At 53.0% G+C, this 24,011-nt stretch carries 10 protein-coding genes and 1 other RNA gene; 3 read left to right on the plus strand and 8 right to left on the minus strand.

Translation table 11 applies throughout. The features are described 5' to 3' along the window. Positions 1-11 precede the first annotated feature (11 nt). Genes BN2762_RS20310 through BN2762_RS20320 form a run of 3 tightly spaced genes read right to left on the minus strand, consistent with a single transcriptional unit; the run spans position 12 to position 16,884 of the window. Complete coding sequence (locus BN2762_RS20310) at positions 12-7,907, minus strand: non-ribosomal peptide synthetase (RefSeq protein ID WP_055108692.1); 7,896 nt, start codon at positions 7,905-7,907, stop codon at positions 12-14. 31 nt (positions 7,908-7,938) lie between these two features. Beyond that, positions 7,939-9,813 carry a condensation domain-containing protein gene (locus tag BN2762_RS20315; protein ID WP_055108693.1) on the minus strand — a complete coding sequence of 625 codons (1,875 nt, stop codon included), beginning with the start codon at positions 9,811-9,813 and terminating at the stop codon, positions 7,939-7,941. Positions 9,814-9,849: 36 nt separating this feature from the next. Next, entirely contained in the window at positions 9,850-16,884 is a 7,035-nt protein-coding gene (locus BN2762_RS20320; RefSeq protein WP_055108694.1) for a non-ribosomal peptide synthetase, read from the minus strand. A 233-nt stretch (positions 16,885-17,117) separates the two neighbouring features. Here BN2762_RS20320 and BN2762_RS20325 point away from each other — a divergent pair, with 233 nt between their 5' ends. Both BN2762_RS20325 and ectB read left to right on the plus strand, forming a co-directional pair. Continuing rightward, positions 17,118-18,377 carry an MFS transporter gene (locus BN2762_RS20325; RefSeq protein ID WP_055108695.1) on the plus strand — a complete coding sequence of 420 codons (1,260 nt, stop codon included), beginning with the start codon at positions 17,118-17,120 and terminating at the stop codon, positions 18,375-18,377. Positions 18,378-18,446: 69 nt separating this feature from the next. Then, the gene (gene ectB, locus BN2762_RS20330) at positions 18,447-19,769 is read left to right on the plus strand and encodes a diaminobutyrate--2-oxoglutarate transaminase (protein WP_055108696.1); all 1,323 of its coding nucleotides are present in this window, start codon (positions 18,447-18,449) and stop codon (positions 19,767-19,769) included. 98 nt (positions 19,770-19,867) lie between these two features. On the opposite strand, the gene BN2762_RS20335 is transcribed toward ectB, so the two are convergent. Together BN2762_RS20335 and BN2762_RS20340 are read right to left on the minus strand one after the other, a co-directional pair. Continuing rightward, positions 19,868-20,776: a glutamate biosynthesis transcriptional regulator GltC gene (locus BN2762_RS20335; protein WP_055108697.1), complete on the minus strand. Its 909-nt coding sequence runs from the start codon at positions 20,774-20,776 to the stop codon at positions 19,868-19,870. Between the two features lie 97 nt (positions 20,777-20,873). Continuing rightward, positions 20,874-21,476, minus strand: coding sequence for a rhomboid family intramembrane serine protease (locus BN2762_RS20340; protein WP_055108698.1), 603 nt, complete (start codon positions 21,474-21,476; stop codon positions 20,874-20,876). A gap of 97 nt (positions 21,477-21,573) precedes the next feature. Between BN2762_RS20340 and tpx the strand changes: the two genes are divergently transcribed. Then, complete coding sequence (gene tpx, locus BN2762_RS20345) at positions 21,574-22,095, plus strand: thiol peroxidase (protein WP_055108699.1); 522 nt, start codon at positions 21,574-21,576, stop codon at positions 22,093-22,095. A 67-nt stretch (positions 22,096-22,162) separates the two neighbouring features. On the opposite strand, the gene BN2762_RS20350 is transcribed toward tpx, so the two are convergent. The 3 genes from BN2762_RS20350 to BN2762_RS20355 all read right to left on the minus strand — a co-directional run bounded on the left by BN2762_RS20350 (position 22,163) and on the right by BN2762_RS20355 (position 23,861). Continuing rightward, positions 22,163-22,555, minus strand: coding sequence for a DUF1499 domain-containing protein (locus BN2762_RS20350; RefSeq protein WP_055108700.1), 393 nt, complete (start codon positions 22,553-22,555; stop codon positions 22,163-22,165). A 190-nt stretch (positions 22,556-22,745) separates the two neighbouring features. Continuing rightward, a non-coding RNA gene (gene ssrS, locus BN2762_RS26255) (6S RNA) lies at positions 22,746-22,936 on the minus strand. Positions 22,937-23,003: 67 nt separating this feature from the next. Further along, the gene (locus BN2762_RS20355; RefSeq protein WP_055108701.1) at positions 23,004-23,861 is read right to left on the minus strand and encodes a YesL family protein; all 858 of its coding nucleotides are present in this window, start codon (positions 23,859-23,861) and stop codon (positions 23,004-23,006) included. Positions 23,862-24,011: the final 150 nt, after the last annotated feature.

Here is a 24,011-nt window from a genome sequence, read left to right on the forward strand (position 1 = left end):
TCATTTACCAGCTATTGTTTTAATGCTTCAAAGATATCGTCTAGCTCCTCCAAACTGAGCTCCCGGGCCGAGAAATCGCTCGGCGTCAGCTCGGTGCCCTCTGCCTCTGCGCAGTGTTGGATCACTTGCTCCAGATGTTCCTTGAAGGAATTGCGCAGCTCTTCCATCGTACGAAGGTCGAATTTGGCGGCATCATATCCAATGACGAGCCTCAGCTCCCCGTTCACGACCATCCCGTTGATCTCAAGCCAGTAGAGCGGCTCCACATAGTCGCTCGCCGCACTGCCGGCCGGTGCATCGGATAGCTTGAAGCCGCCTTCTTCCCCGGCCCCCAGCTGACCCAAATAATTGAATAGAATCCGGGGCTGCGAACAGAAGCGGTGATGTCCCTTGCTGCCCGGTGAGGTCATGTACCGCAGAATGCCGTACCCCGCTCCCTTATGCGGAACACTGCGCAGCGTCTCCTTGACCGCCTTGATGACATGCGGAATGGCGCTGCTCTGCAAGCGGAACACGACGGGATACAGGCTGGTAAACCAGCCTACCGTTCTGGACAGGTCGACCCCGGCCATCAGCTGCTCCCGGCCATGCCCTTCCAGACTAACAGCCATGCTCTCCTCTCCGGTCCACCGGGTGACTGCCAGCGTCAGCGCAGCCAGCAGAATATCATTGACTTCAGTTCGGTACGCCTGATGAATGGTCGTCAGCAGCTGTTCGGTAAAGTGCCCGTCCAGCTTCAGCTCGACCTCTTTATAACGCTGTCCAGCTTCACAGGCATGGACCCCGGCAGGCAGAGCAGCACATGCCTCGACCTGGGAATCGATATCCTTCCAATAGGACAGCTGATTCAGGAATTCATCGCTATCGGCATAATCCTGAAGCTGCTTGCTCCAGTCGAGGAAGGAGGTCGTCTTTGCCGGCAGCCGAACCGGCTGGCCGGAATCGATTTGGCCGTAAACAGCGGCAAAGTCCTCCAGCAGTATGCTCCATGACACGCCGTCCACGATCAAATGGTGCATGACAATAAGCAGATATTCACCCTCGCCGCTTCTGAAATGACCTAACCGGATCAGCGGCCCCTCCTCGATGTCCAGCGATCGATGCAGCTCGTCACCTTTCTCCCGAATCCAAGCGGTAATGTCGTTATCCTCATCGATCACCCAGCTGTCAAAGCCGAAAATTTCGGCATCCGGATCCCGGTGGGTGAAGCTGCGGCCGCCCTCCTCCTCGCGGAAGACGATGCGCAGCGCGTCGTGATGCTCCGTCAGCCTGCTCCACGCCTGCTTGACCGCCTCGATGTCCCATCCGCTCGCACGCTGCAGCAGCACCGATTGATTCCAATGATTGCGATTGGAGACCGGCTGTTCAAAGAACCATTGCTGGATAGGGGTTAGTGTTCCGTCGCCGCGCACAATGCCTTGCTCGGCCCGAATCGTTCCTTCCTTGAGCAGAGGAGCAAGGGCTCGCACGGTCGGGTTCTGGAAGAACTCCGTCATATCAATCTTCAATTCATGCTGATTCAGCTGTGCTGCCACATGAATCGCTTTAATCGAATCCCCGCCCAGCTCGAAGAAGTTATCATTGACGCCTACGCGGCCGACATGCAGAACCTTCTCCCATATTTCAACAAGCAGCCGTTCCTTCTCACTCTCCGGAGCTTCATACTCCTTCTCCACGGTGAAGGCCGGCTCAGGCAGTGCCTTCCGGTCCAGCTTGCCGTTATGGTTCACTGGCAGCGCCGGCATTTCAATGAAGTGGGCAGGCACCATATAATCAGGCAATGACCGGAGCAGCTCGCTTTTCATTGCTGCAGGCTGAAGAATCCCCTGCTCGGCGCCGACATAATACGCGCATAAATAAGGAGCTCCTCCTGCGTCCTGCCTGGCTATCGCGGCGGCTTCGCGAACGCCCTCAATTTCCAGAAGCCTGGTGGTGATTTCATCCAGCTCGATCCGGTAGCCGCGAATCTTCACCTGATTATCAATGCGTCCTAAATATTCGATGTTTCCGTCCGGCAGCCATCGGGCCAAATCCCCGGTCCGGTACATCAGCTGCCCCTCCAGATATGGATTTGGGACGAAGCTGGCGAGCGTCAGGTCATCCCTGTTCATATAACCCCGGGCCAGACAGGCTCCAGAGATGCACAGCTCCCCGGGAACCCCGACCGGCTGAAGCTGATCCTGACGGTTAAGAATGAACAGCTGCACATTATCGATCGGTTTGCCGATCGGAACCGTTCTCGGCTCTCCCTGCACGGGACAGTGATAGTAAGACACGTCGATCGTCGCTTCGGTAGGGCCGTAGAGATTGTAGAGCCGGGCCTGAGCATGTCCGGCCTGCTGAAATCTTGCCACATGGCTGGGCAGCAAAGCCTCTCCGCTAGTAAAGATTCTTCGCAAACGGGCAAGCTGTCCCATATAGGCCGGCATTTCCATGAAATCAAGGAAGCTGCCCAGCATGGACGGGACAAAATGAATGCTCGTGACCCCGCTGCGATGCATGCAATCGATCATCCGGTCAGGCGCCTTCTCTTCTCCGGCAGGAAGCAGGCAAAGGCTTGCTCCTGTAAAAAACCACATGAACAGCTCCCATACCGAAACATCAAACACATAAGGTGTCTTTTGCAGAAAAACATCCTCCCGGCTGATGCCGTATTCCTTCACCATCCAGGCGATCCGGTTATACACCGTATAGTGCTCGATCATGACACCCTTCGGCCTGCCCGTCGATCCGGAGGTATACAGGATGTAAGCCAAGTCCCGCTCCTGATGGATATGCGCCAGATTGCTGCCGTCCTCGCCATAAGCTTCCGGCTGATCGGCATAAATCGTGACGGATGCCAGCCCCTCCGCCAGATCCGCATATTTCCGCTCCGTCAGCAGAAGCTTGATGCGGCTGTTCGAAGCCATGTATTCGATCCGCTCCCGCGGAAACTCCGGGGACAGCGGCATATAGGCACCGCCGGCCTTTAATACCGCCAGTATGCTGATCATCATTTCAAAGGAACGGTCGAACAGGATGCCAACGGCCTGATCCCTGCCTACGCCATGTGCCCTTAACCTTCTGCCCAGCTGATTAGCGCGTTCATTCACTTCCCGGTAGGTCATTTGCCCGCCGCCGTACAGCAGCGCCACCGCATCCGGCGTCTGCTCCGCCTGCTCCTCAAAAATAACGTGCAGCGGACGAAACGGCGGATACGCAAACCGGGTGTTGTTAAAGTCCGTCAATATTTGCCGGCGTTCGCCCTCTGTAATGCATGCGAGCTCTTGAATCGCCGCTTGCGGGTTGTCAATTGCTTGGGCCAATAGCTGAAGGTAGTGTCCGGCCATTCTTTGAATCGTCGCCTTCATGAACAGCTGCGTGCTGTATTCCACCAAAATTTGCAGTTGGCCCGAGGCCCCCTCCTGCACGTACCAGGTCAAATCCAGCTTGGAATACTTCCAGCTTGGATTATGGAGATTATGCTCGATCCCCATAAATCGTTCGCTGCTAGCACTATGAGCTTCCAGAACGAACATGGTATCGAACAATGGATTTCTGCTGATGTCCCGCTGCAGCCCCAGCCTGCGGATCAACTCCTCCAGCGGGTATTCCTCATGCTCAAGAGCGCCGAATACCGTTTCCTTCACCTGGGCCAGAAATTCAGCAAACGGCTTGGAAGCATCCGGATACAACCGCAGACCAAGCGTATTCGCGAACATGCCGACGACGGATTCAAGATCCGGATGAGAGCGGCCCGCCGTCGTCGTACCGACGACGATATCCTCCTCATTCGCGTACTTGGACAGCATGATGCCATAGACGGACAGCAGCGTTGCGTACAGGGATGCTTGGTGCTCCTCCATGAACCGGGCCAGCTTCGCTTTCAATTCCTCCGGCAGCGGCACGGTGACGAGATCTCCGTCAAATTTCTTGATGGCCGGCCGCGGATAATCCGCAGGCAGCTCCAAGGCCGGGAGCGGACCCTTGAACTGCTCCAGCCAATATTCCTCATGCCGTTTCATGCCGCCCTTCTCCAGCGCATTATGCTGCCAAACCGCATAGTCTTTATATTGAATCGGCAAGGCAGGAAGAATCTCGCCGCGATAGAGCTTCATCAGCTCGTCCAGCACCGTATCGCCGGACAGGCCATCGTAAACAATGTGGTTGGCATCCATCAGCAAATAATGCTTATGCCGGCCAAGCTCGACGATGGCAGCACGGAAAAGCGGAGCCCGGCTCAAATCGAACGGTCTCGTAAACCCTTCCGCATAAGCCTCCAGCTCCTCGTCAGAGCCCACTGACCCGAATTCCACGCGAAAATCGACCTCTTCATGGATCTGCTGCATCAGCTCGCCCTGTACGAGATGAAAGGAGGTGCGAAACGCCTCATGTCTCCGTACCAGCGCATGCAGCGCTTCAGCCAAGCGTTCCTTCTGCAGCGGTCCTCTCAGCTCCAGAAGCAGCGGAATGTGGTAGCTGGTTCCGATCCCCGCGAACTGCTGCACGGAATACAATCTTTGCTGTACAGAGGTGACCGGATAATAGGCTTGCTGCTCGGCTGGGCTGATTGCTTGGTACGAGATGCTTTGAGCCTGCTTAATATAGCCGGCCAGCTCCTCGATCGTCGGGTGGGCGAGAATAGCCTGCAAACTGATTTCCACTTGAAAAATTTTCTGTATCCGCGACAATAGCGTCATCGCCCGCAGCGAATGGCCGCCGACGGCAAAGAAATCCTCCCGCAGGCCGATCTGCTCGCGTCCGAGGATTTCCTGCCAGATCCGAAGCAGCTGCTCCTCCGTCCGATTCCGTACAGCACGGGAGCTGATCCCCGCCTCCAAGCCGGAATGCCGCTCGGCATCGGAGCCCCCCTCAGCGTCCGGCAAACCGAGCTCCCCGATGTATTGCAATTCGCCATTCTCCAAATATCTGGCGAGAATGCCGGTTCGGATCAGCTTCGCTCCGGGCACCCAAGGATGATCGACGAGGCGTTCAGGCATCCCGTTCTCATACAAGGCCAGCTCCATCCCCGCAGCACCTGCATACAGCTCACCGGGAATTCCCGGCGGCATCAGCTGCAGCCAGTCGTTCAGGACATAGAGCTCTTTGCCGGGAAGCGGCAGCCCCGTACTAGCACTGGAGCAAGACTCGCTGTAATACGCATGGATAAGCGGACCTGCTCCGGCAGCCCCATAGAGGACGGAGAAGCTTCTATGCTCTGCCCACGCATGAATCAGCTCCGGGGACACCGTCCGGGAATTCGTGGTGACCAGCCTCAGGCAGGGCAGCTCCTCCTGCGGTACAGCCCGGAGCTCGTCCTCGCCAAGATGCGCAACGGCGATGCTATTCTCCTGTAAATACTGTGCGGATCGTTCTGCCGGCAGCCCGCTTTTCTCCGGCAAGCAGAGTGTGGCTCCGTGAAGCAGCGGCAGAAGCATCTCCTGACAGGAAGCATCCATATAGGCAGAGTCGCTCTGATAAATGCGCTCTCCGGGCCGAATCGAATAAGCTTCCGCCAACGCTTGACTGTCCAGGAGCGCATGGTGCGTAACCTTCGCGCTCATCCGTACCACGGGATGCCGTCCGCCTCCCAGACCCTCAATCCCAGCCGCCACCTCGGCTTGAATATGCTGCTGCAAGGCGCCGGGCTGAGGCAGTGCCTTCCGGTCGACCTTCCCGTTTGCCGTTAACGGCAGCTTGTCCATCGCGATAAAATAGGAAGGTATCATATAATCAGGCAGGCTGGCGGATAGCCGTTCTCGCCAGTCGCTGCCCCGGATCGGCCGATCTGCGACGTAATAGGCGCACAGCGCCTTCTCCCCGCTCTCCTCCTCGCGGACCGCCACGACGACTTCCCGGACCGAAGGCTCCTTCTGCATATGAGCCTCGACTTCCCCCACCTCGATGCGGTAGCCTCTGATTTTAGCCTGATGATCCATCCGTCCGACGAAATCCACATTACCGTCAGGCATCCAGCGGGCCAAATCTCCGGTTCGATACAGCCTTTCTCCAGGCACGAAGGGGCTGGCGATGAACTTCTCGGCCGTCAGCTCCGGGCGCTTCCAATAACCTTTTGCTACGCCGTCCCCGCCGATGCACAATTCCCCCAACACGCCGATGGGAACAGGCTGCAGCGCTTCGTCTACAATATAGAAGCGCGCGTTCAGAACAGCCCGGCCAATCGGGACGCTCCCCGAATCCGGCAGCTTGGAGAGCGGCTCGTCATACAGGCTGGAATCTATCGCAGCCTCCGTTACTCCATAGCTGTTAATAATGCGGAATTGCGAGCCGAACCGCTCTTGAAGCCAGCGGTAATCCTTCACGCTGCAGCTGTCCGAGCTCGTAATGAGCAGTTTCATGGAGCTCAGGGCGAGCCCCTGATCGGCCACATGCTTCATAAATGGAATAATCAGGGCTGGCGTCGATTCAAAGACGGTAATTTGCTGGTCGCGAATCCAGCGGAATAATCGATTCGGATCAATGCGGTCCTCTTTAGGACAAATGACCATGGCTCCCCCGTTATAGAACGTCCGGGCTATGTCGCCGACGAATACGTCGAAGGAGAAGCTGGCCAATTGCAGCAGCCGCACCGGGAAATCGCCCAGTCTGAATTCCCTGCGGTAGCCGGCAGCGGTATTCATGAAGCTGAAGTGGTCTATCATAACCCCTTTGGGACGGCCGGTTGTCCCCGAAGTATAAATGACGTAAGCCAGGTCAGTGGTTTGCTGGACTGGCTTCAGATTCGCTGTTTCGTCGTCATAGATCCCTTCATCCTCCAGATAGAGCACCCCGCTGCCTTCCTTGCCGGCCGCACTCGACCAGTCGGCGGCCAGTTTCTGCAGATGGCGCTGGGTAAGCAGAACTGACGCCTCGCTATCCTCCAGCATGAACCGGATCCGCTCCTCGGGATACTCGGGATCGATCGGGACGTAAGCCGCACCGGATTTCCACACTGCAAGCACGGAGACTACCATGCCGACGCAGCGCTCCACGAGTATGCCGACCAATTCATTCGGCTTCACCCCGCATTGGCGCAGCGTCCGTGCCAGCTGGTTTGCCCTGGCATTCAGCTCCCGGTATGTCAGCCGTTCTTCCTTGTATTGGACTGCGATCGCATCGGGATGACGCTCAGCCTCGGCTTCGAACCATTGATGGAACATAACCTCCTTCGGGTAATCCATATCATGGCGGTTAAAGTTATCAAGCACGAGCTTCTTCTCCTGCGCCGACAGCATGTCCAGGACAAGAAGCTCTGTTTGCCGATTCTTCAAGGCTGCTTGCAAGAGCCGTTCTAAATGGCTCGATGCCTGCTCGATGAAGGCCTGTTCATACAAATCCGCGCGATAGAGGAAACCCAGGTACAGAGCGCCGCCCCGCTCCTCCAGCTCGATGGCAAGATCCGCCAGAGCCAAATCGCTATCCTCGAAATGATAAAAATTGCTCAGTCCCGCCAGAACAGGGGTCCGAAGCTGCCCGGAAAGCCTCCGCAAGCAAAGCTCCTCCGCCCGTTCTTCCAGCGGCAATCCCTGCGCTGCGGATAACAGCAAAGCTAGCTGCCGATTGCCTTCGATCATCAGCTCAAAGGTATCCTTCGCGCTTATTGGCCGGGAATGCAGCAGAATATGCATCCTCCCGCCGGCATTCTCCGAATCGGCATAGGGAAGACCAATGGTGATCTGACTGTCCCCGGTATACCGGTAGAGCAAGCCTTGGATGCCAGCCAGCAGGAACGCCAGGAGCTCGCTGTAATCATGCCGGCATTCTTCGAGCAGGCTGACAGACAGCTCCTCTTCGAGCGTCCGGACTGCCTTCATCCAGGTTGTATTCTTGCCGCCGAGCGCTTTGCTGTATGGAATCATCGTAGGTGCGAGCTCTTCGCCGCCCGGCGAATGATTTTGCCATAGTATGATTTTTTTATTTTCAGCCATTGCCACGTCCCCTCTCTTGCATTGCATCTTTTTACTGAAAAACGATGTACGCCGGATCCTCCGGCACACTGTCAGCGTCCCCCGGTACGCTGGCCGGCTCCAGCTGCTGCGCTGCCGCTGCCAAGCCCTCCCCCTCTGTCTCCTCCATCCAGAGCATGCCGGCCTGAATGCCGGGTAACGGAGCAAGCTCCCTGCTGCTGATGACGTACTCAGATGAGCTGTAATGAAGCATGGCGTTGACTCTTTCCACCGGCTCCTCCGGCATAATCGGCACATACGCCGCGCCGGCCTTCAATACGGCGAGCATCGCGATAACCATTTGCACCGACCGCTCCAGACGGAGGCCTACATAATCGCCTCTTCGGATTCCCAGCTTTTGCAGTCTCCTAGCCAGCACAAGAACCTGGCGGTTTAACTCGGCATACGTGTACTTCTCATCCCCCATCATGACGGCGGTCTGATCCGGGTAAAGCCGAACCTGCTCCTCAAAGCGCCCGATTACTGTCTCCTTCTGGCGCCCTTCTTCACTCCGTCCCTGGGAATTGAATTTCCGCAAAATTCGCTTCCTCTCCTCTTCCGGCAACAATTCAATCTCCCTTATGTGCATGGATGGGCTGCTGGTGACCTGTTGAATGATCTGCTCCAGATGCATTCCGATGCTTGATACGAAGCTGTTGCTGTACATATGCTCGTTAAAAGTAAAGACGATCTTGAGGCGTTCGCCTGGATAGACGGTTAAATCTAAATCGTAATTCGTCTGCTCGAAGGCTTCGATCCCGGCAATCTCAAACGGGCACCGGGCCTGGGCCTGAAGCTCTTGAAGATCAAGCGGATAATTCTCGAAAACGAGCACATGATCGATTCCGCCTCCCTGGACGCTGACCGGCTCCATCATCTCGGGCAAGGAAACATAGCTGTATTGCTCGGATTCCAGCATATGCCGCTGTATGCCAGCCATCAGCTCGAGGATGGTGCTCCCGTCCTCTCCCTTTACGCGAACAGGGATAGTGTTGATGAACAAACCGACCATTTCATCAATGCCAGGTACGGGTGCCGATCTTCCAGAAATAACGGAACCGAAGACAGCATCCTCCGTGTTATTGTATTTTTGCAGCAAAATCCCCCACACCGTCTGGAAAGCCGAGCTCATCGTAACCTGGGCAGCCTGGGCCAGCTTCGCGAGCCGGCCGGTTAAATCCTCGCCGATTTCATAAGTGACCTGGGCAAACGCATAATCGGCAGACTTCCCCGCTTTCTGCAAGGGAATGCCGGTACGGCCTTTATACCCCCGCAAATAACTGCCCCAATGTTGCTTCGCTGCCTGATCATTCTGCTGCTGCAGCCATTTGACGTAGCTGCTGTACGGAGCCGGCTGCTGGGGGGAGGCTGAACTGCCGCTTGCGGATGCGCTGCTGTAATGCTGCAGCAAATCCTTCAATATAATGCCGATGCACCAGCCGTCCATCAGAATATGGTGATGGCTCCAGAGCAGCTTGTATTCCTCATCCTCCCATTTGAGCAGCTTAAACCTTAGCAGCGCATCCGAGGTCAGGTTAAAGCCTTGATTGCGGTCGCTTACCTTGAGCCTCTCTAGATGCTCTTCTCTGCTCCGGTGATCCAGCCCGGAAATATCCTCATATTGAAGCGGGAGCCTCCGCTCCTTGAGCACGATCTGCACCGGATTCTTGAAGGAGCTGTAATCAAATACCGTTCTGAATATGTCGTAAGTCTGAATCAGTGCATTCAGGCTCTGCTCGAGCCGGCTCGCCTCGACTGGACCTTTGAGCGTCAACGTCATTTGCTCGAAATAAGAATGGGATTCCTGATTTTGCAAATAGTGAAACAATATGCCCCGCTGCAGCGGGGACAGCTCGTATATGTCCTTAATATTTTTTTTCTCTATCACAAAATCACACCTTTGATCTATTTATAATAGAAGGAATTAATTCAGCCCGGCCAGGAAGAGATCCAATTCGTTCTGATCGATTCCAGAGGCGCTAATGTCACTGGAAGTGAGCGCCCGCTCTTTTTGCTCCAGGCAATGGTCTTTAATTTCGCATAAGGAGCTGTAGAAGCGGCTGGACAGCTCTTCCATCGTCTCCGGCTTGAAGCAATAAGGGTTGTACCGGAAAGTAAAATGAAGCTCGCCTCCAAGAAGCGCACCGTTAATCTCGATGGGGGCCGCCATCTTCGTTAATGGGCTGATGGAGTCGCCGATGGATACCGCCGCCGATTGGCTCAACCCTTCAAGCACCTCCCCGGCCTCAAAAGCGCCCAGGTAGTTAAAGCTTACTTCGGGAGCTGGGAATCCGGTCTGAGCATATGCAGCCCGGCCTGGTCCGAAATACTTCCATACCCCGTAACCCGCACCTTTGTTCGGAACCTCCCTTACCGCGTTCTTGACCAGCTTGATCGTCTCTCCGATCTCGCTTGACGCCAGGCACAGCACCAGCGGATGCATAGACGTGAACCACCCTACCGTCCGGGTTACGCGAATATCCGGGAGCATCTCCTCCCTTCCGTGTCCCTCCAGCTGGATCGCGATCGAGCGGACATTCATACCGTGATAGAGCGCCAAAGCGAGGGCGCTAAGCAGAATATCATTCGCTTCCGTCCCGTAGGCATGATGCGTCTTGGTCAGAAGCTCGTCGCTCTCCGCCGCAGGAATTACCATCGTTACGAGCTTGCTCTCCTGAAGCGTGCAGTCCCTTGCCCCGGGACCGTCCTTCGGCAGGGCCTCCAGTGACGTCTCCGCGAGCCTCTCCCAATAACGTGCTTCAGTCAGGAAGGCTTCCGTCTGTACGTACTCCTGCAGAGCCTCGCTCCACGCTTTATAAGAATCCGTCTTTGGAGGGAGAGAGAGCGGCTGGCCCTGCTGAAGCTGTCTGTACAGCGCGTGGAAATCCTCCAGCAGAATGCGCCAGGATACGCCGTCCACGACCAGATGATGCACCGCGATCATCAGATAGTCGCTGTCCGCGGCATGAAAAATCGCGGCCTGAATGAGAATTCCCTGCTCCAGGTTCATTCTGCGCTGCAAGGCACCGGCCTCTTGTTCAATCCGCTGCGCGGCATCCCCGCCGCTCTCAAGCTGAAATTCTCTGAGCTCGAAGCAGAAGGCCGCCTCCTCTACAGGCCGGTTCATTTGAAGGATGTGATCTGGTGCATCGATCCGATCTCCTGCGCCTGTATTAGTGATATCCTCATTGCCTTGTCCGCGTCTGCTATATATCATCCGCAGCGCATCATGATGCTCCGCCAGCTTGACCAGGGCTCTCCGGATCCATTGCTCCTCCCATCTCTCCTCAGAATGCAGCAGGACCGATTGATTCCAGTGCTGCTCGTCGGGAAGCTTCTGCTCGAAGAACCAACGCTGAATCGGGGTCAAGCAAACCTCGCCCGCTACAGGCTGCTGGCTTGTCTCTTTGGTGATCCGTTTGAGTTGCGGCGCTAGCTCGGCAATTGTCGGATATTTATATAAATGAGAGATTTCCAGCTGATAATGCCGGGCGCTTAGCCTTGCCGCGATTTGAATTCCTTTGATGGAATCTCCGCCAAGCGCGAGAAAATGATCCGTCACGCCAACCCTCGGCAGCTTCAAGACGTCCTGCCATATTTCCGCCAGCAGCATTTCCGTTTCATTCCCGGGCGCAGCATAGTCGTCCTTCGTCTGTACCGCTCCCCTTGGGTCAGGAAGTGCCTGGCGATCGATTTTATGGTTGGGCGTTAAAGGCAGCTCCGGCAGTACGGTCAGGTAGGACGGGATCATGTATTCCGGCAGCAGCTCCTGCAGATATGGCCGGATGGCATCCTGATCCCCTGCTTCCTTTAGTACAATATAAGCTGCAAGATAAGCCTTGCCATCATCCTTCCGGTCGACAACGATTGCTTCTTTAACATGAGGATGGCTCAGCAGAGTCTCCGTTATCTCGTTCAATTCGATTCGATGCCCGTTGATCTTCAACTGATGATCGATTCTTCCCAGGTACTCGATGGAGCCATCCGGCAGCCAGCGGGCCAAATCTCCTGTTTTATAAATGCGGCCTTCATGGAACGGATTGGGGATAAATTTGTCCGCGGTCAGTTCCGGTCTGTTCCAATAGCCCCTCGCTATGCCTGCCCCGCCGATGCAGAGCTCTCCCGGAACGCCGATCGGCTGAAGCTGATGCTCCGCGTTCAGAATGTATATTTTTTTATTCCACATCGGTTTTCCAATCGTGACCTTGCCTTCCGTCCCGGACAAAATCGCAAGCGTAGCTCCTACGGTCGCTTCCGTCGGGCCGTATCCATTAACAAATGTGCGCCCTTGGCCCCAGATTTCTACCAGCTCCCGCGAGCACTCCTCCCCAGCCGTTACGATCGTCCCCAGCTTGGGCAGCGGTGAATAATCAATCGCGCGCAGCAGGCTTGGCGGCAGGATGACCGTAGTGATTTCGTGTGCTCTTAGATAGGCCGGCAAATCCCGGAGAACTGTATCCTTGGTGTCTACGTACAATGTCGCTCCGCTAAGGAGAGCATGGAATATTTCACAGACGGACGCATCGAAGCTGAATGGAGCAAATTGCAGGACATGGCTCCCTTCTTTGATTCCGAAGGCCTCCGCTATAAGGGCGAAATTGCACACTCCCTGGTGCTCGATCATCACGCCCTTCGGCTTGCCTGTGGAGCCGGAGGTATAAATCATATAGGCAAGGTCATTCGCCATATTTACATGATCCAGATTGTCGCAGGGCCGCGCATCGATGTCTTTTCCGTCCAGCTCCAGCAGTTCGCCCACATAGCCCGAAGGCCGTGCGCTATGCCGGTCTTTAATCAGCAGCTTGGCCCCGCTGTCTGCGAGCATATAGTCAATGCGTTCCGCCGGGTAATTCGGGTCGATCGGGATATAGGCTCCTCCCGCCTTCAACACACCCAGGACGGCGGCAATCATACCGATCGACTTGTCCATCATGATGCCGATGAACTCATCCCGCTGAATGCCCCTCTCAAAGCGCAGCTCTGCGGCAATGCGATTGGCCCAATAGTTCAGCTCGAGATAGGTCACGCTCCTTCCGTCCGATACAACGGCTTTGCGGTCCGGATGCAGTCTGACCTGCTCTTCAAACCATTCATGCAGCGTCTTATCGTGCGGATAAGCCCTCGCTGTGTCATTGAAATCAGACAGGAGCAGCTGTCTCTGGCTCTCGTTGAGCAGTTCAATCTCCGCTAAGGCCTTGTCCGGCTCATCGGCGATTTGTCCGAGCACGGTTATGAACAGCTCGACCGTCTGCTCGATCGTCGGCTCAGAGAATAGGGCCGTATTATACTCCACATAGCCGACCAGGCTGGTCCGGTCATAGAACTCCCAGGAGAGGTCAAGCTTGGAATAGCTGCGCTCCACCTGAAGCGGCCTGACGTCGGTATCGGGAAATTCAGGTTCGTGCTGCCCCATGTTTTGTAAAACAAGCATCGTGTCAAACAGCGGATTTCTGCTCGCATCGCGGCGGGTTCCGAGATCCTGGACGATCCGCTCAAAAGGATATTCCGCATGATCGAAAGCCTCCAGAACCGCTTCCTTCACGGATTGCAGAAACTCGGAGAAGCTCTGTCCGGCATGCGATGTATTCCTTAGAGGAACTGTATTAACAAACATCCCGACGACTCTTTCCAAATCCGGGTGATTGCGGCCGGCGACAGGCGTGCCGATCACGATGTCCTCCTGCTCGGTCAGCTTGGACAGAAGGACGTGATAAGCGGCCAGCAGCAGCATGAACAGGGTGGCTCCCTGGTGCTCCGCAGCAGCCTTCAGCCGCTCCGTCAGTGCTGGCGGAATCGTGAAGCACAGCCTGCTGCCCGAGAAATCCTGAACCGGAGGCCGAGGATAATCCGCCGGCAGATTGAGCACAGGCAGCTCGCCTCCAAGCCGCTGCAGCCAATACTGCTGCAATGTCCGCATATCGCCTGACCTGTGGGATTCCTCATGCCAAACCGCGTAATCCTTATAGCTAATAGCTGGTGAATCAGGCTCCATTCCTGCATACAGAGCCGCCAGCTCCTCCATGATGATGTTCATCGAAATTCCGTCTGTTACGATATGATGAATATCCAGGACGAACACGGTCTCATCCTCGTCGACATGGATGCAGCCTGCACGCAGAAGCGGAGCGCTCGACAGGTCAAAGGGCCGCACTAAATCAGCGGCAAGTTCATGGATGCTGCGGTCCCCGTCTGAGGAAATCAGTTGCAGCGTCCACGGGACATCCTTATGAATCTGCTGAACCAATTCCCCCTGGACGTAATGGAATGAAGTTCTGAGGCTGTCGTGACGCTGAATGAGCTGTCTTATGGCTTGCTCTAACCGACCGGTATCCAGCCGCCCTCTCACACTATACGCATTCGTCACGTTATATCCGGTGCTGAGCGGATTCAGCTGCTGGACGGTAAACATGGTCTTCTGAGCGGAAGTAACCGGATAATAGGCCTGCTCCTTGGCAGCTGGCAGCGCCTTGGAGACTGCCTGCCTGGGCAAGGCATCGATATAGGAAGCCAGGTCTGACAGGACAGGCCTTTGAAAAATCTCCCGGATGGGGAGAGTGACGCCAAATTCAGTCCGCGCCTGGGATATTAGCATCATCGCTTTAAGCGATTGGCCGCCCCTCTCGAAAAAGTGATCCCTTCGGCCGATCCGATCCGCCGTTAAAATTTGCTTCCAGATATCCGAAAGCGTGCGCTCGGTGTCGCTCTGCGGGGCTTCATACGGAATATCGCTTTGCTGGGAGGCGGAAGGATCGGGCAGCGCCTTTCGATTCACTTTGCCATTCGGCGTCAGGGGCAGGCTATCCAGAGCGACGAAGTAAGCCGGTATCATGTATTCGGGCAGCGATTCAGACAAGTATTGCCTTAAAGGAAGCTCCATTCCAGGGCTGCCGCTAACATAGTAAGCGCATAAATAAGCATGTCCGCTGTCATCCTTCCGGGCGGTTACAATCGCTTCCTTCACGCCGGAATGCTGGCGCAGCTGCTTTTCTATTTCTCCCAGCTCAATGCGGTGTCCCCGGATTTTGACCTGATGGTCTATCCGGTCTATGAACTCTATGCTGCCATCCTCGTTCCAACGCGCCAGATCGCCCGTTCGGTACATTCGTTCTCCCGGTGAGAAGGGGTTCTCTACGAAGGTCACTGCGGTTAATTCCTCTCTGTTCAAGTACCCTTCGGCCAAGCCTTCGCCGCTTATGCACAATTCTCCAGGCACCCCGACCGGCTGAAGCTGATTCAGCGGATCCAGAATATACACCTGGGTATTATGGATCGGCCTTCCGATCGGAACTATTTCCATCTCCATAATGTCATGGCCAACCGGATAGTAAGTAGCGAACACCGTCGTCTCCGTTGGGCCGTATACGTGGATAATCCGGTCATCCCCCAGGATTTCATAAGCCCTCTGCACATGCTTGATGCTGGCATTCTCCCCGCCGAACAATATTTTGCGCATGCTCTTGAAGCAGGAGACGTCCAGGTCGACAAGCATGTTGAACAGCGCTGTTGTAATGAACGTAACGGTAATTTCCTCTCGGCGGATCAGCTCCGTTAAATGCAGCGGGTTAAGCAAGGTCTCCTTCGGTACAAGCACTAATGTGGAACCGTTCAGGAGCGCGCCGAAAATATCGAATGTCGAGCCATCGAACACATAATTGGACAGCTGAAGCACTTTATCGCGGCGATCCAGCTCGATATATCCGCAGTTGATCATGGTCTTCACGATGTTGCGATGCGTGGTTACGATGCCTTTGGGCATCCCGGTGGAGCCGGAGGTATAAATTACGTAGGCTGGCAGGGACGAATCCAAATGACTTGGCTCCCGCCGGGCAGGCTCTGCTCCGGCTTGCAAAGCATCCTCAATGGCTGCCGAAGCGATCCCCCACTGGCCATGCTTCATCAGATGCTTGTCCAGCAACAGGAGCTCAGCGCCGCTGTCCTGCAGCATGTATTCTATCCGCTCCCGCGGATAATCCGGGTCGATGGGCACATAAGCTGCACCGGTCTTCAATATCCCCAGAATCGAAATGATCATCCCGGGCGAGCGCTCCGCCATTAATCCCACCCTGCATCCGGGCTTGACACCGCTCTGCAGCAAATACGAGGCAGCTTTATCCGAAGCCTCATCCAGTTCGCGATAGCTTATATTTCTATTCTCAAACACAAGGGCGGTTCTGTCCGGCTCGCGTTCGGCCTGTTGTTTGAATAAATCACCGATGGTCCGGTTATGGGGAAATTTTACTTTATTTTTATTTACCTGCATCAATCGTTGAACTTCCGTTAACTTAAGCAGGCTGATCTCCTGAAGGAGCTTGGCGGGCTGTAAAGCTATTTGTCGTAAAATATTAAGAAAGTGTAAAGTCATGGAGCGAACAAACGAGGTAGTATAAACATTGTGTTTATAAATAAAGCTTATAATTAAATCAGCGTCTTTATCAGCGTCTTTCGTAAATTTTGCAGCGATGACAAAATCGTGGTTGTGGATCTGAGGAAGTTGATATAAGTCCTGCGTTTCAGTATCTGCCGTTATGAATAGAGTTGAAAATAATTCTGGCTCGGAGCTTGAAGCATCAAAATACGCTCTATATTTATATGCCTGAGCAGCATTCTCGGCCGTACGCTTAAGAAGCTCAAGCAAGGATTCGTGCGGGGCGGAAGTAATCCGAACCGGATAAGGCTGCAGAGGCTCTTTAATCCCCGCTGCCCCGAATACGACATCATGCGTATTATTATATCTCTGGAGGAGAATTCCCCAGACCGTGTGCAGCACGGATTCTAAACTCACTTTATGTTCTGCAGCCAAGCGCTCTAACGCTGTAATAATTTCCAAATCCGGCTTTAAGTTAATTTTACTATTTTTTGGTTTTTCTTCGCGATGCCTATGAAGCTTTGATGTCGGCTTCGGTATTTCAATGTATTGCTCATAGCCTGCCAGGTAGTTGTCCCAATATTTAACCTCCATGGAATCCTCTCCTCTTTTTGATAGATTAATCGGGATTGCAAGCGACCTAGATAATACCATTTTCCCCCTTTAAAGGTTAAACTAACTATCAAACTACTTTAACTTTCATTTTATGTCAATATTTATTTTTTTTATAAATATATGTTTTTTACTTGAATTTTATGTGGTTTTTTGTTACTTTCTTGTCAGTTAGTAATAAATTTACAAGATTATTTCGATAGAGGGGGAATTTAATGCAAACACAATCCGCGCTTCCCAGAGAAGCGCAGGCCATGGCCGAGGAAGCTCCCTTGTTTAAGAACAAAGTATTCATGCTGGCCTTCCTCTCTCTTATTCTGAACAGCCTGAGCACCTCTGTTTTTTTATTGACCGAATCCTGGTACATCGTAAATTATTTGGGCAAAGGCAGTTCCCTGGGCATTGTGCTTATGATGGCGGCGATTCCTCGTTTGCTGCTTATGCCGATCGGGGGCGTAATTGCCGACCGATTTAAGAAGACCCATATTATGTTTCTTTCGGATGCTTCAAGAAGCATTTTATTGGTTATTATGCTGGTCGCCTTCCAGATGAATACCCTATCCTTGGCATGGATGGCATCTTTCGCGCTTGTCTTCGGAATCCTGGATGCCTTTTATTGGCCTGCTTCACAGTCTCTCATCCCTACTGTAGTCTCGGAGAACCGGCTTGCCCAAGCTAACTCTGTCTACCAAGTCGTACAGCAGGTATTCTACCTAACCGGGCCGTTAATCGGCGGCCTGATCCTGACCTTCGGCACCTACACTACCTTATTTGGCACGATATCAATTATGCTGCTCTTAGGAGGCATTCTCTCTCTCTACCTGGGCAAATTTCTGGCCAAAGAGAAGGAGGGGGATGCTGCGGCTCCATCCTTTAAACAGGAAATGCTTGAAGGGCTGCGTTACGTCAAAGGCCAGACCTTCATCAAAATTTTAATGCTGATTCTGATCGTGGCCGGCTTCTTCCTGTCCGGTCCGCTGTCCGTAGCCATTCCACTGCTTGTGGACTCGGTTCTGCAGGGTAATGCCCTTACTTTGAGTTACCTGGAAATATCGGTATCTGTCGGCATGATTCTCGGCGGGGCCGTGATCGCCCTCACTAAGCTAAGGCAGCGCAGGGCCTTAATCTCCGTTCTAAGTCTGGCGCTATGCGGGATATGCCTTATCCTGCTAGGACTCACCTCTAGCTTCCTCATCATGATGCTGCTGCTGGCGACCTGCGGTATGGTCCTGTCATTCAGCAATACTTTCTTTATAACGCTGCTGCAAGAAAGAACTTCTACAGACAAAATCGGCCGTGTCATGAGCCTAGTGACCACCGCCACGACCGGCTTGCTTCCACTGTCCCATGCGGTTATTTCGTTCTCTATGCATAGCGGTGTTACCATTTCCAATCTCTTAATCTTATTTGGCTCGATCGTTGCTGCTTATTGCTTCCTCTTAATTTATTGTTCCAAGTCCGTTCGGACGGTCTAGAAGCTTCTTGGCTAGAACCTAATAAACAAGTGATTATTCCAGAATAGATGAATCGGAGGATGAGGCGAAATGAATCTATTTGAACAATGGGAGTCCAATGTTCGTTCCTACTGCAGAAGTTTTCCGGCTGTTTTTGACCGGGCCAAGGGAGAGCTGCTATACTCGGAGGACGATAAAGCGTATATCGATTTTTTTGCGGGAGCGGGGGCTTTGAATTACGGACATAACAACATGTACATCAAGGAGCAAATTCTTGATTACCTGCATTCGGATCGGATCATGCACGGCTTGGATATGTATACCAAAGCAAAGCTGGAGTTCATCCAGACCTTCACAGAGCGAATTCTTCTTCCAAAAAAACTGGACTACAAGCTGCAATTCTGCGGCCCGACAGGAACGAACGCAGTCGAGGCAGCGCTTAAGCTGGCCAGAAAAGTAACCGGACGCTCAGGAGTCTTTGCCTTTATGGGCGGATTTCACGGCATGTCCCTCGGCAGCCTCTCGGTGACGAGCAGCAAATCGTTAAGGGCAGGCGCGGGACTTCCCCTGGATCGCGTGACCTTCATGCCGTTCCCTGGGGAAGCCTTCTCGGAGCATGACTCCTTGGCTTATATCAGGCAGGTCTTGAAGGATACTCATTCCGGCGTGGATATCCCGGCAGCTATCATCCTGGAGACGATCCAGGCGGAAGGCGGAATTAATGTCGCCAGCGCATCCTGGCTTCAGCAGCTCCGGCTTCTGTGCGACGAGCATCAAATTTTGCTAATCGTTGATGAAATCCAGGTCGGCTGCGGGCGGACAGGCCCTTTCTTCTCCTTCGAGCGGGCAGGCATCGTGCCCGATCTCGTTACGCTGTCCAAATCGATCAGCGGATACGGCCTGCCGATGTCCTTGCTGCTGCTTAAGCCTGAACTCGATATTTGGGGTCCGGGGGAGCATAACGGAACCTTTCGCGGCAACCAGCTGGCCTTCATCGCGGCCAAGGCAGCGCTTGAATACCGCAGCATGGTGGATTTGGAGAAGCAAGTCCAGCAGAAGGAGGAGTTCGTGAGGAGCTTCCTGATCAATGAGATCATGCCCCTGCATCAAAACATCGACGTTCGAGGCATGGGCTTGATTTGGGGGATCGATGTATCAGGATTCGCAGACGAACGACGCGCAGCCTTGATCAGCTCCAAATGCTTCGAGAATGGTTTGATTATCGAGCGTGCGGGGCGAAACGATACCGTTCTTAAGATTATGCCCCCGCTGACGATCAGCCTCGAGAGCCTGGAGGCAGGCTGCCTTATATTAAAGTCTGCCTTGCAGCAAGTCATTGCGGATTCTGAGCTGGATATTCGCGCTGAGGCCAGCCGCCATGCGGCTGCAGAGCCAAGCATGGCTCGGAATTAAACCAAAAAAGACGGCTGTTCCCGGATTCGATTCGGAGCAGCCGTCTTCTTCGTTATGGCATTTTTATGATAGGCGTTCAAAAACAACGCCGCCAGGCCTTAGCTTGGCGGCGTGTCCGGTTGTAATCCGAAATATTCTAGCAGAAATATACGGAATGATTGCGCGACTAGCGGCAGTTTATCGTCAGTTCGATGAATAAGCCCAATCGTTCTCGTTACCTTTGGAGTGGAAATGCGTACCCTGGCCGGCTGCAGCGTAAAGCTCTGGAATAACGCCACCTCAGGCAGCAGGCTTACCCCCATCCCAGCAGCTACAAGACCGCGGATTGTGTCCGTTTCTTCGCCTTCAAACGCTATTTTCGGTGTAAAGCCCGCCTCCAGGCAAGCATGCCACACAATCGGCCTTAACGAGTAGCCTTTACTGAACAGGATGAATTTGTCGTCCTTCAATTGATTCAGTTTAATGCTCTGCTCGTTGGCGAGCGGATGGCCTGGCGGCAATATCGCCACCAAATCCTCGGTCAATACGACATTTCCCGTAACCTGATTATGGTTCTCTGGAAACGGAGAGATAAAGGCCAAATCCACCTCGGCTGATACGACATCGCGAATGAGAGTAGGGTACATCCCCTGCTTGAATCGGAACTTCACATTGGGATATAGCTTACGGAATTCGGCAACTACACTCGGTATAACATGGACGCCCAGGCTGTGTGGAAACCCGAGTCGAATTTCGCCTTGCTCCGGATCAATAAACTCGTGAACTTCATTTACGGCGCGATCCAAATCCTTGAGGATCGTTTCGACCCGGCTGCAGAACAGCTGCCCTACCGCAGTCAAATGCAGGTTCCTGCCCTTTTGCATGAATAAGTCGACGCCAAGCTCCTGCTCCAATTGGTGAATTTGCCTGCTTACCGCGGATTGGGCTACATGAAGCTCCTCGGCCGCCTGGGTAACATGCTCCTTCTTCGCCACCTTCACAAAGTATTGCAGTTGTCTTAATTCCACGAATCTGATCGCTCCATTTCGATTCCTGTCATACCCATATGGGTGACTTGCCATCATATTTGCTCTAACATAACTTTACCATTTACTTTCAAGGGGTTCAACGTCGTTTTAACAGCCGGATAATTAATCCGTAGATAAAGAAGCCGCCGATGAAGCCGCCAAGATGCCCTACCCAGTTGATTTGGGGTACGAGAATAGAGAACACGACTCCGATCATTAGCAGGGCGTACAGTGTCTTGCGCGAAGCCTCATCTATCAAATGCCGCTGCAGCAGTACAACGTACATAAAGGCTCCGTAAATTCCGTAAATGGCTCCTGATGCCCCCGCAGACACATGCAGATCGGTTGTATTTTGAAAGTACCCCGCTGTGATCAGATTGCCGATCATTCCGCTGCCTACATACAGCAGAATATACCGCCAGGAACCAAGCAGCCGCTCCATGGGCGGGGTAAAGACAAGAATACCGAAGCTGTTCGAGAGCAGATGGTGGAAATCAAAATGCAGAAATGTCGAGGCAATGTAACGCCACCATTCGCTGGCATAAGGCTCTGCATTCAGCATGGCTCCATAATCAAGGATGGCTGTCTCCCGCCCTATGGCAGTTAAGATAAACATCACAATATTAGCGGCGAGAATAAGACAGGTAACGGGGTACGACTTCAAATACGTTCTCCAATTCTCGTATCGGATAAAAATCATAAAATCGAACCTTTCTTCCTAATGTTGGACAATCTCTTTCTAAAAAGATTATAATTAAAATAAGGTGCATTCACAAAATTGTTAGGAGGAGATATATTTGGCACAAGAACGTACTAATGCCGCAACTTTTAAAGGCAATCCAATCACTCTGGTAGGTCCGGAATTGAAGGTTGGCGACACAGCTCCGGACTTCCGGTTAAGTAAAAACCTGCTCGAGGAAGCTACTCTTCAGGATTTCGCAGGCAAAATCAAGCTGATCAGTGTCGTTCCCTCCCTGGATACAGGCGTATGCGACGCACAAACTCGCCGCTTTAATGAAGAAGCTGCCAGCCTTGGCGACGACGTCGTCATCCTCACCGTAAGCGTGGACCTTCCATTCGCTCAAGCCCGCTGGTGCGGCGCGGCCGGCGTTGACCGTGTCGTTACGCTGTCCGACTATAAGGACAACTCCTTCGGCCAAGCCTACGGCGTACTGATCAAGGAATTCAAATTGGATCAGCGGTCCGTGTTCGTGGTCGACAAAGACAACAAAATCACTTATGTTGAGTACTTAAGCGAAATGACAGAGCATCCGAATTACGATAATGCAGTAGCTGCAGTCAAAGCGCTTTTGTCATAAAACTGCAGATTTGAAAGAACAACAAAAGCGAGTAAGAGGCGGAAGCCCTCTGCTCGCTTTTGTCTGTTTAAGGAGTTACTTTATATGCTCCGAGCTTCTTGTCCAGCGCGGCGAAGAGGTTAAGGATATTGCGGTAATTGCTGCCCAAATCCCCCAGTGAGCCGCGGGTAGCCGAATAAATATCCACGGCGCTGCGAAGCGGCCCCGTAGAGACGATCGATACGGTAATATCCATCGTTCGGCCCAGAGCTGTTTTCTTCTCCAATGTAATTTCTCCGACAGATTGAACCTCATGCAGTACTTTATAGCCAGGAATTTTCTTCAGCGTTGAAGAGACTTCCTCCCAAATTTTATCCTTGGACAATTGATAATACCTTGTTTTCATCTCAGGCACTTTCGCGCGGTCACTCGTTCCTTCCTGGCTGCGGAATATGCCGATGAGCGTTCTTTTTAATGACACGGTGCTTCCTCCTTCGTTACTCGTGACGAGCCATAGAGTATATGTACTTCTTCTGTATCTAGTTTAACATTGTTGCGTAACAAACAAAAGCAAAGTCATCCTGCCGCTTACTATAAAATTGAACAAAAAAAGCACCCTGCCGCCTTTAATCAATAAAGGGGTGCAAGGTGCCCGTCCACTATTGAAATTATGTAGACCCGCCTATGCCGTCCGGTTGCACTGCCTCGAACCTGCATCAGCAGGTGGGTGACCGCAGCAGCGCCTTTGAAGTCCCCTTATCGCAAGTGATAGGGCCTTTCAGCAGCGATGCAATGTAAGTCTCCCTGGACATTGTCATTGGTTCAAAACAACATGGAACCGAAACGCACATCGCAGGACGTAAAACTATTATAGTCCTTCTGCTTCCAAATGTAAACCTAATATCATGACAGCCTAAAAAATGTAAAAATTATGACTGATATCTGGAGTTATCCTTGTCACTGCGATCCGGCAGCCCGGCCTCTTGGCCGTCGCGCTCGGCAGGCTCTCCGTGGTCTTCGCGGTTCTCGCCGTTCTGCTCGTCGCTATCCGAATTCTCCTCGCTGCCCTTCGCGCCCTCTTCCTTCTGGCGCATCTTCTCTACCTTCTCCTGGAGCTTGTTGTAGCTGATATTAAAATTGTAGAAGGCAACGAACGCGGTAAGCGTGCCGAAGCCGAATAAAATCAACCATGTAAATTGCATGGTGATGAATCCAAGGGCAATGACGCAAAGCACGGTCGATAATACGCGGAACGGCCGCAGTATCGTCAAGAGGATCGCATTTTTGATCAGCAGTGTAGTCTTCAAATGATAATGCGCCACCAAAGAAAAGAAATTAAACAGGGAAACCGACAGCAAAATCAAGAAAATCAACATGATGATTCCGATGATTTGCATGTTGGTGAATTGCTTCATATATACGTTATAGTCGACGATCATGATGATAATCAACAGCGTATAGAAGATTCCGCCGATCATGCTTTGCTTATAGTTCTCTTTGTACCCTTTAAAATACACCTTAACAACGCTGACATCCGTATCCCCCATCACCCATTTGCGTGTTACGGAGAATAGCGCCGCTGTTGCCGGGAAAAGTGTAAACGGTGCCAATATCGCTAAAATCCAGGCGATCTGAATCCACATTTCGATGTCAGGGGTCAACAATCCCGTAAGCACGAAAAACAGAAAAGGCGACGAACAGAGAAGCCAGAGCAGATTGCTTCCCGAAATTCTCATGATCCACTCGGTTACTTTGTAGAAACCGCTCATTAGTCCTTTGTATTCCAAAAAAAATTCTCCCTCCAGTAAGGTTTATGTCTATTAATAATACTATACATGATTAAATGAGCTCTATCCAGCGCCTATTTTGCATCAGTCTAGGTTAACGTCTAATCTTGTTGAACAATTACACCATAGTATATACCGTAACTTCAAAAA

Origin of the sequence: Paenibacillus ihumii (assembly GCF_001403875.1) — a bacterium.
In the GTDB taxonomy this organism is placed as follows: domain Bacteria; phylum Bacillota; class Bacilli; order Paenibacillales; family Paenibacillaceae; genus Fontibacillus; species Fontibacillus ihumii.

Coding starts and splice junctions, on each gene's coding strand:
- BN2762_RS20310 (WP_055108692.1), bottom strand. CDS start 7,907: ATGGCTGAAAATAAAAAAATCATACTATGGCAAAATCATTCGCCGGGC.
- BN2762_RS20320 (WP_055108694.1), bottom strand. CDS start 16,884: ATGGAGGTTAAATATTGGGACAACTACCTGGCAGGCTATGAGCAATAC.
- BN2762_RS20325 (WP_055108695.1), top strand. CDS start 17,118: ATGCAAACACAATCCGCGCTTCCCAGAGAAGCGCAGGCCATGGCCGAG.
- ectB (WP_055108696.1), top strand. CDS start 18,447: ATGAATCTATTTGAACAATGGGAGTCCAATGTTCGTTCCTACTGCAGA.
- BN2762_RS20340 (WP_055108698.1), bottom strand. CDS start 21,476: ATGATTTTTATCCGATACGAGAATTGGAGAACGTATTTGAAGTCGTAC.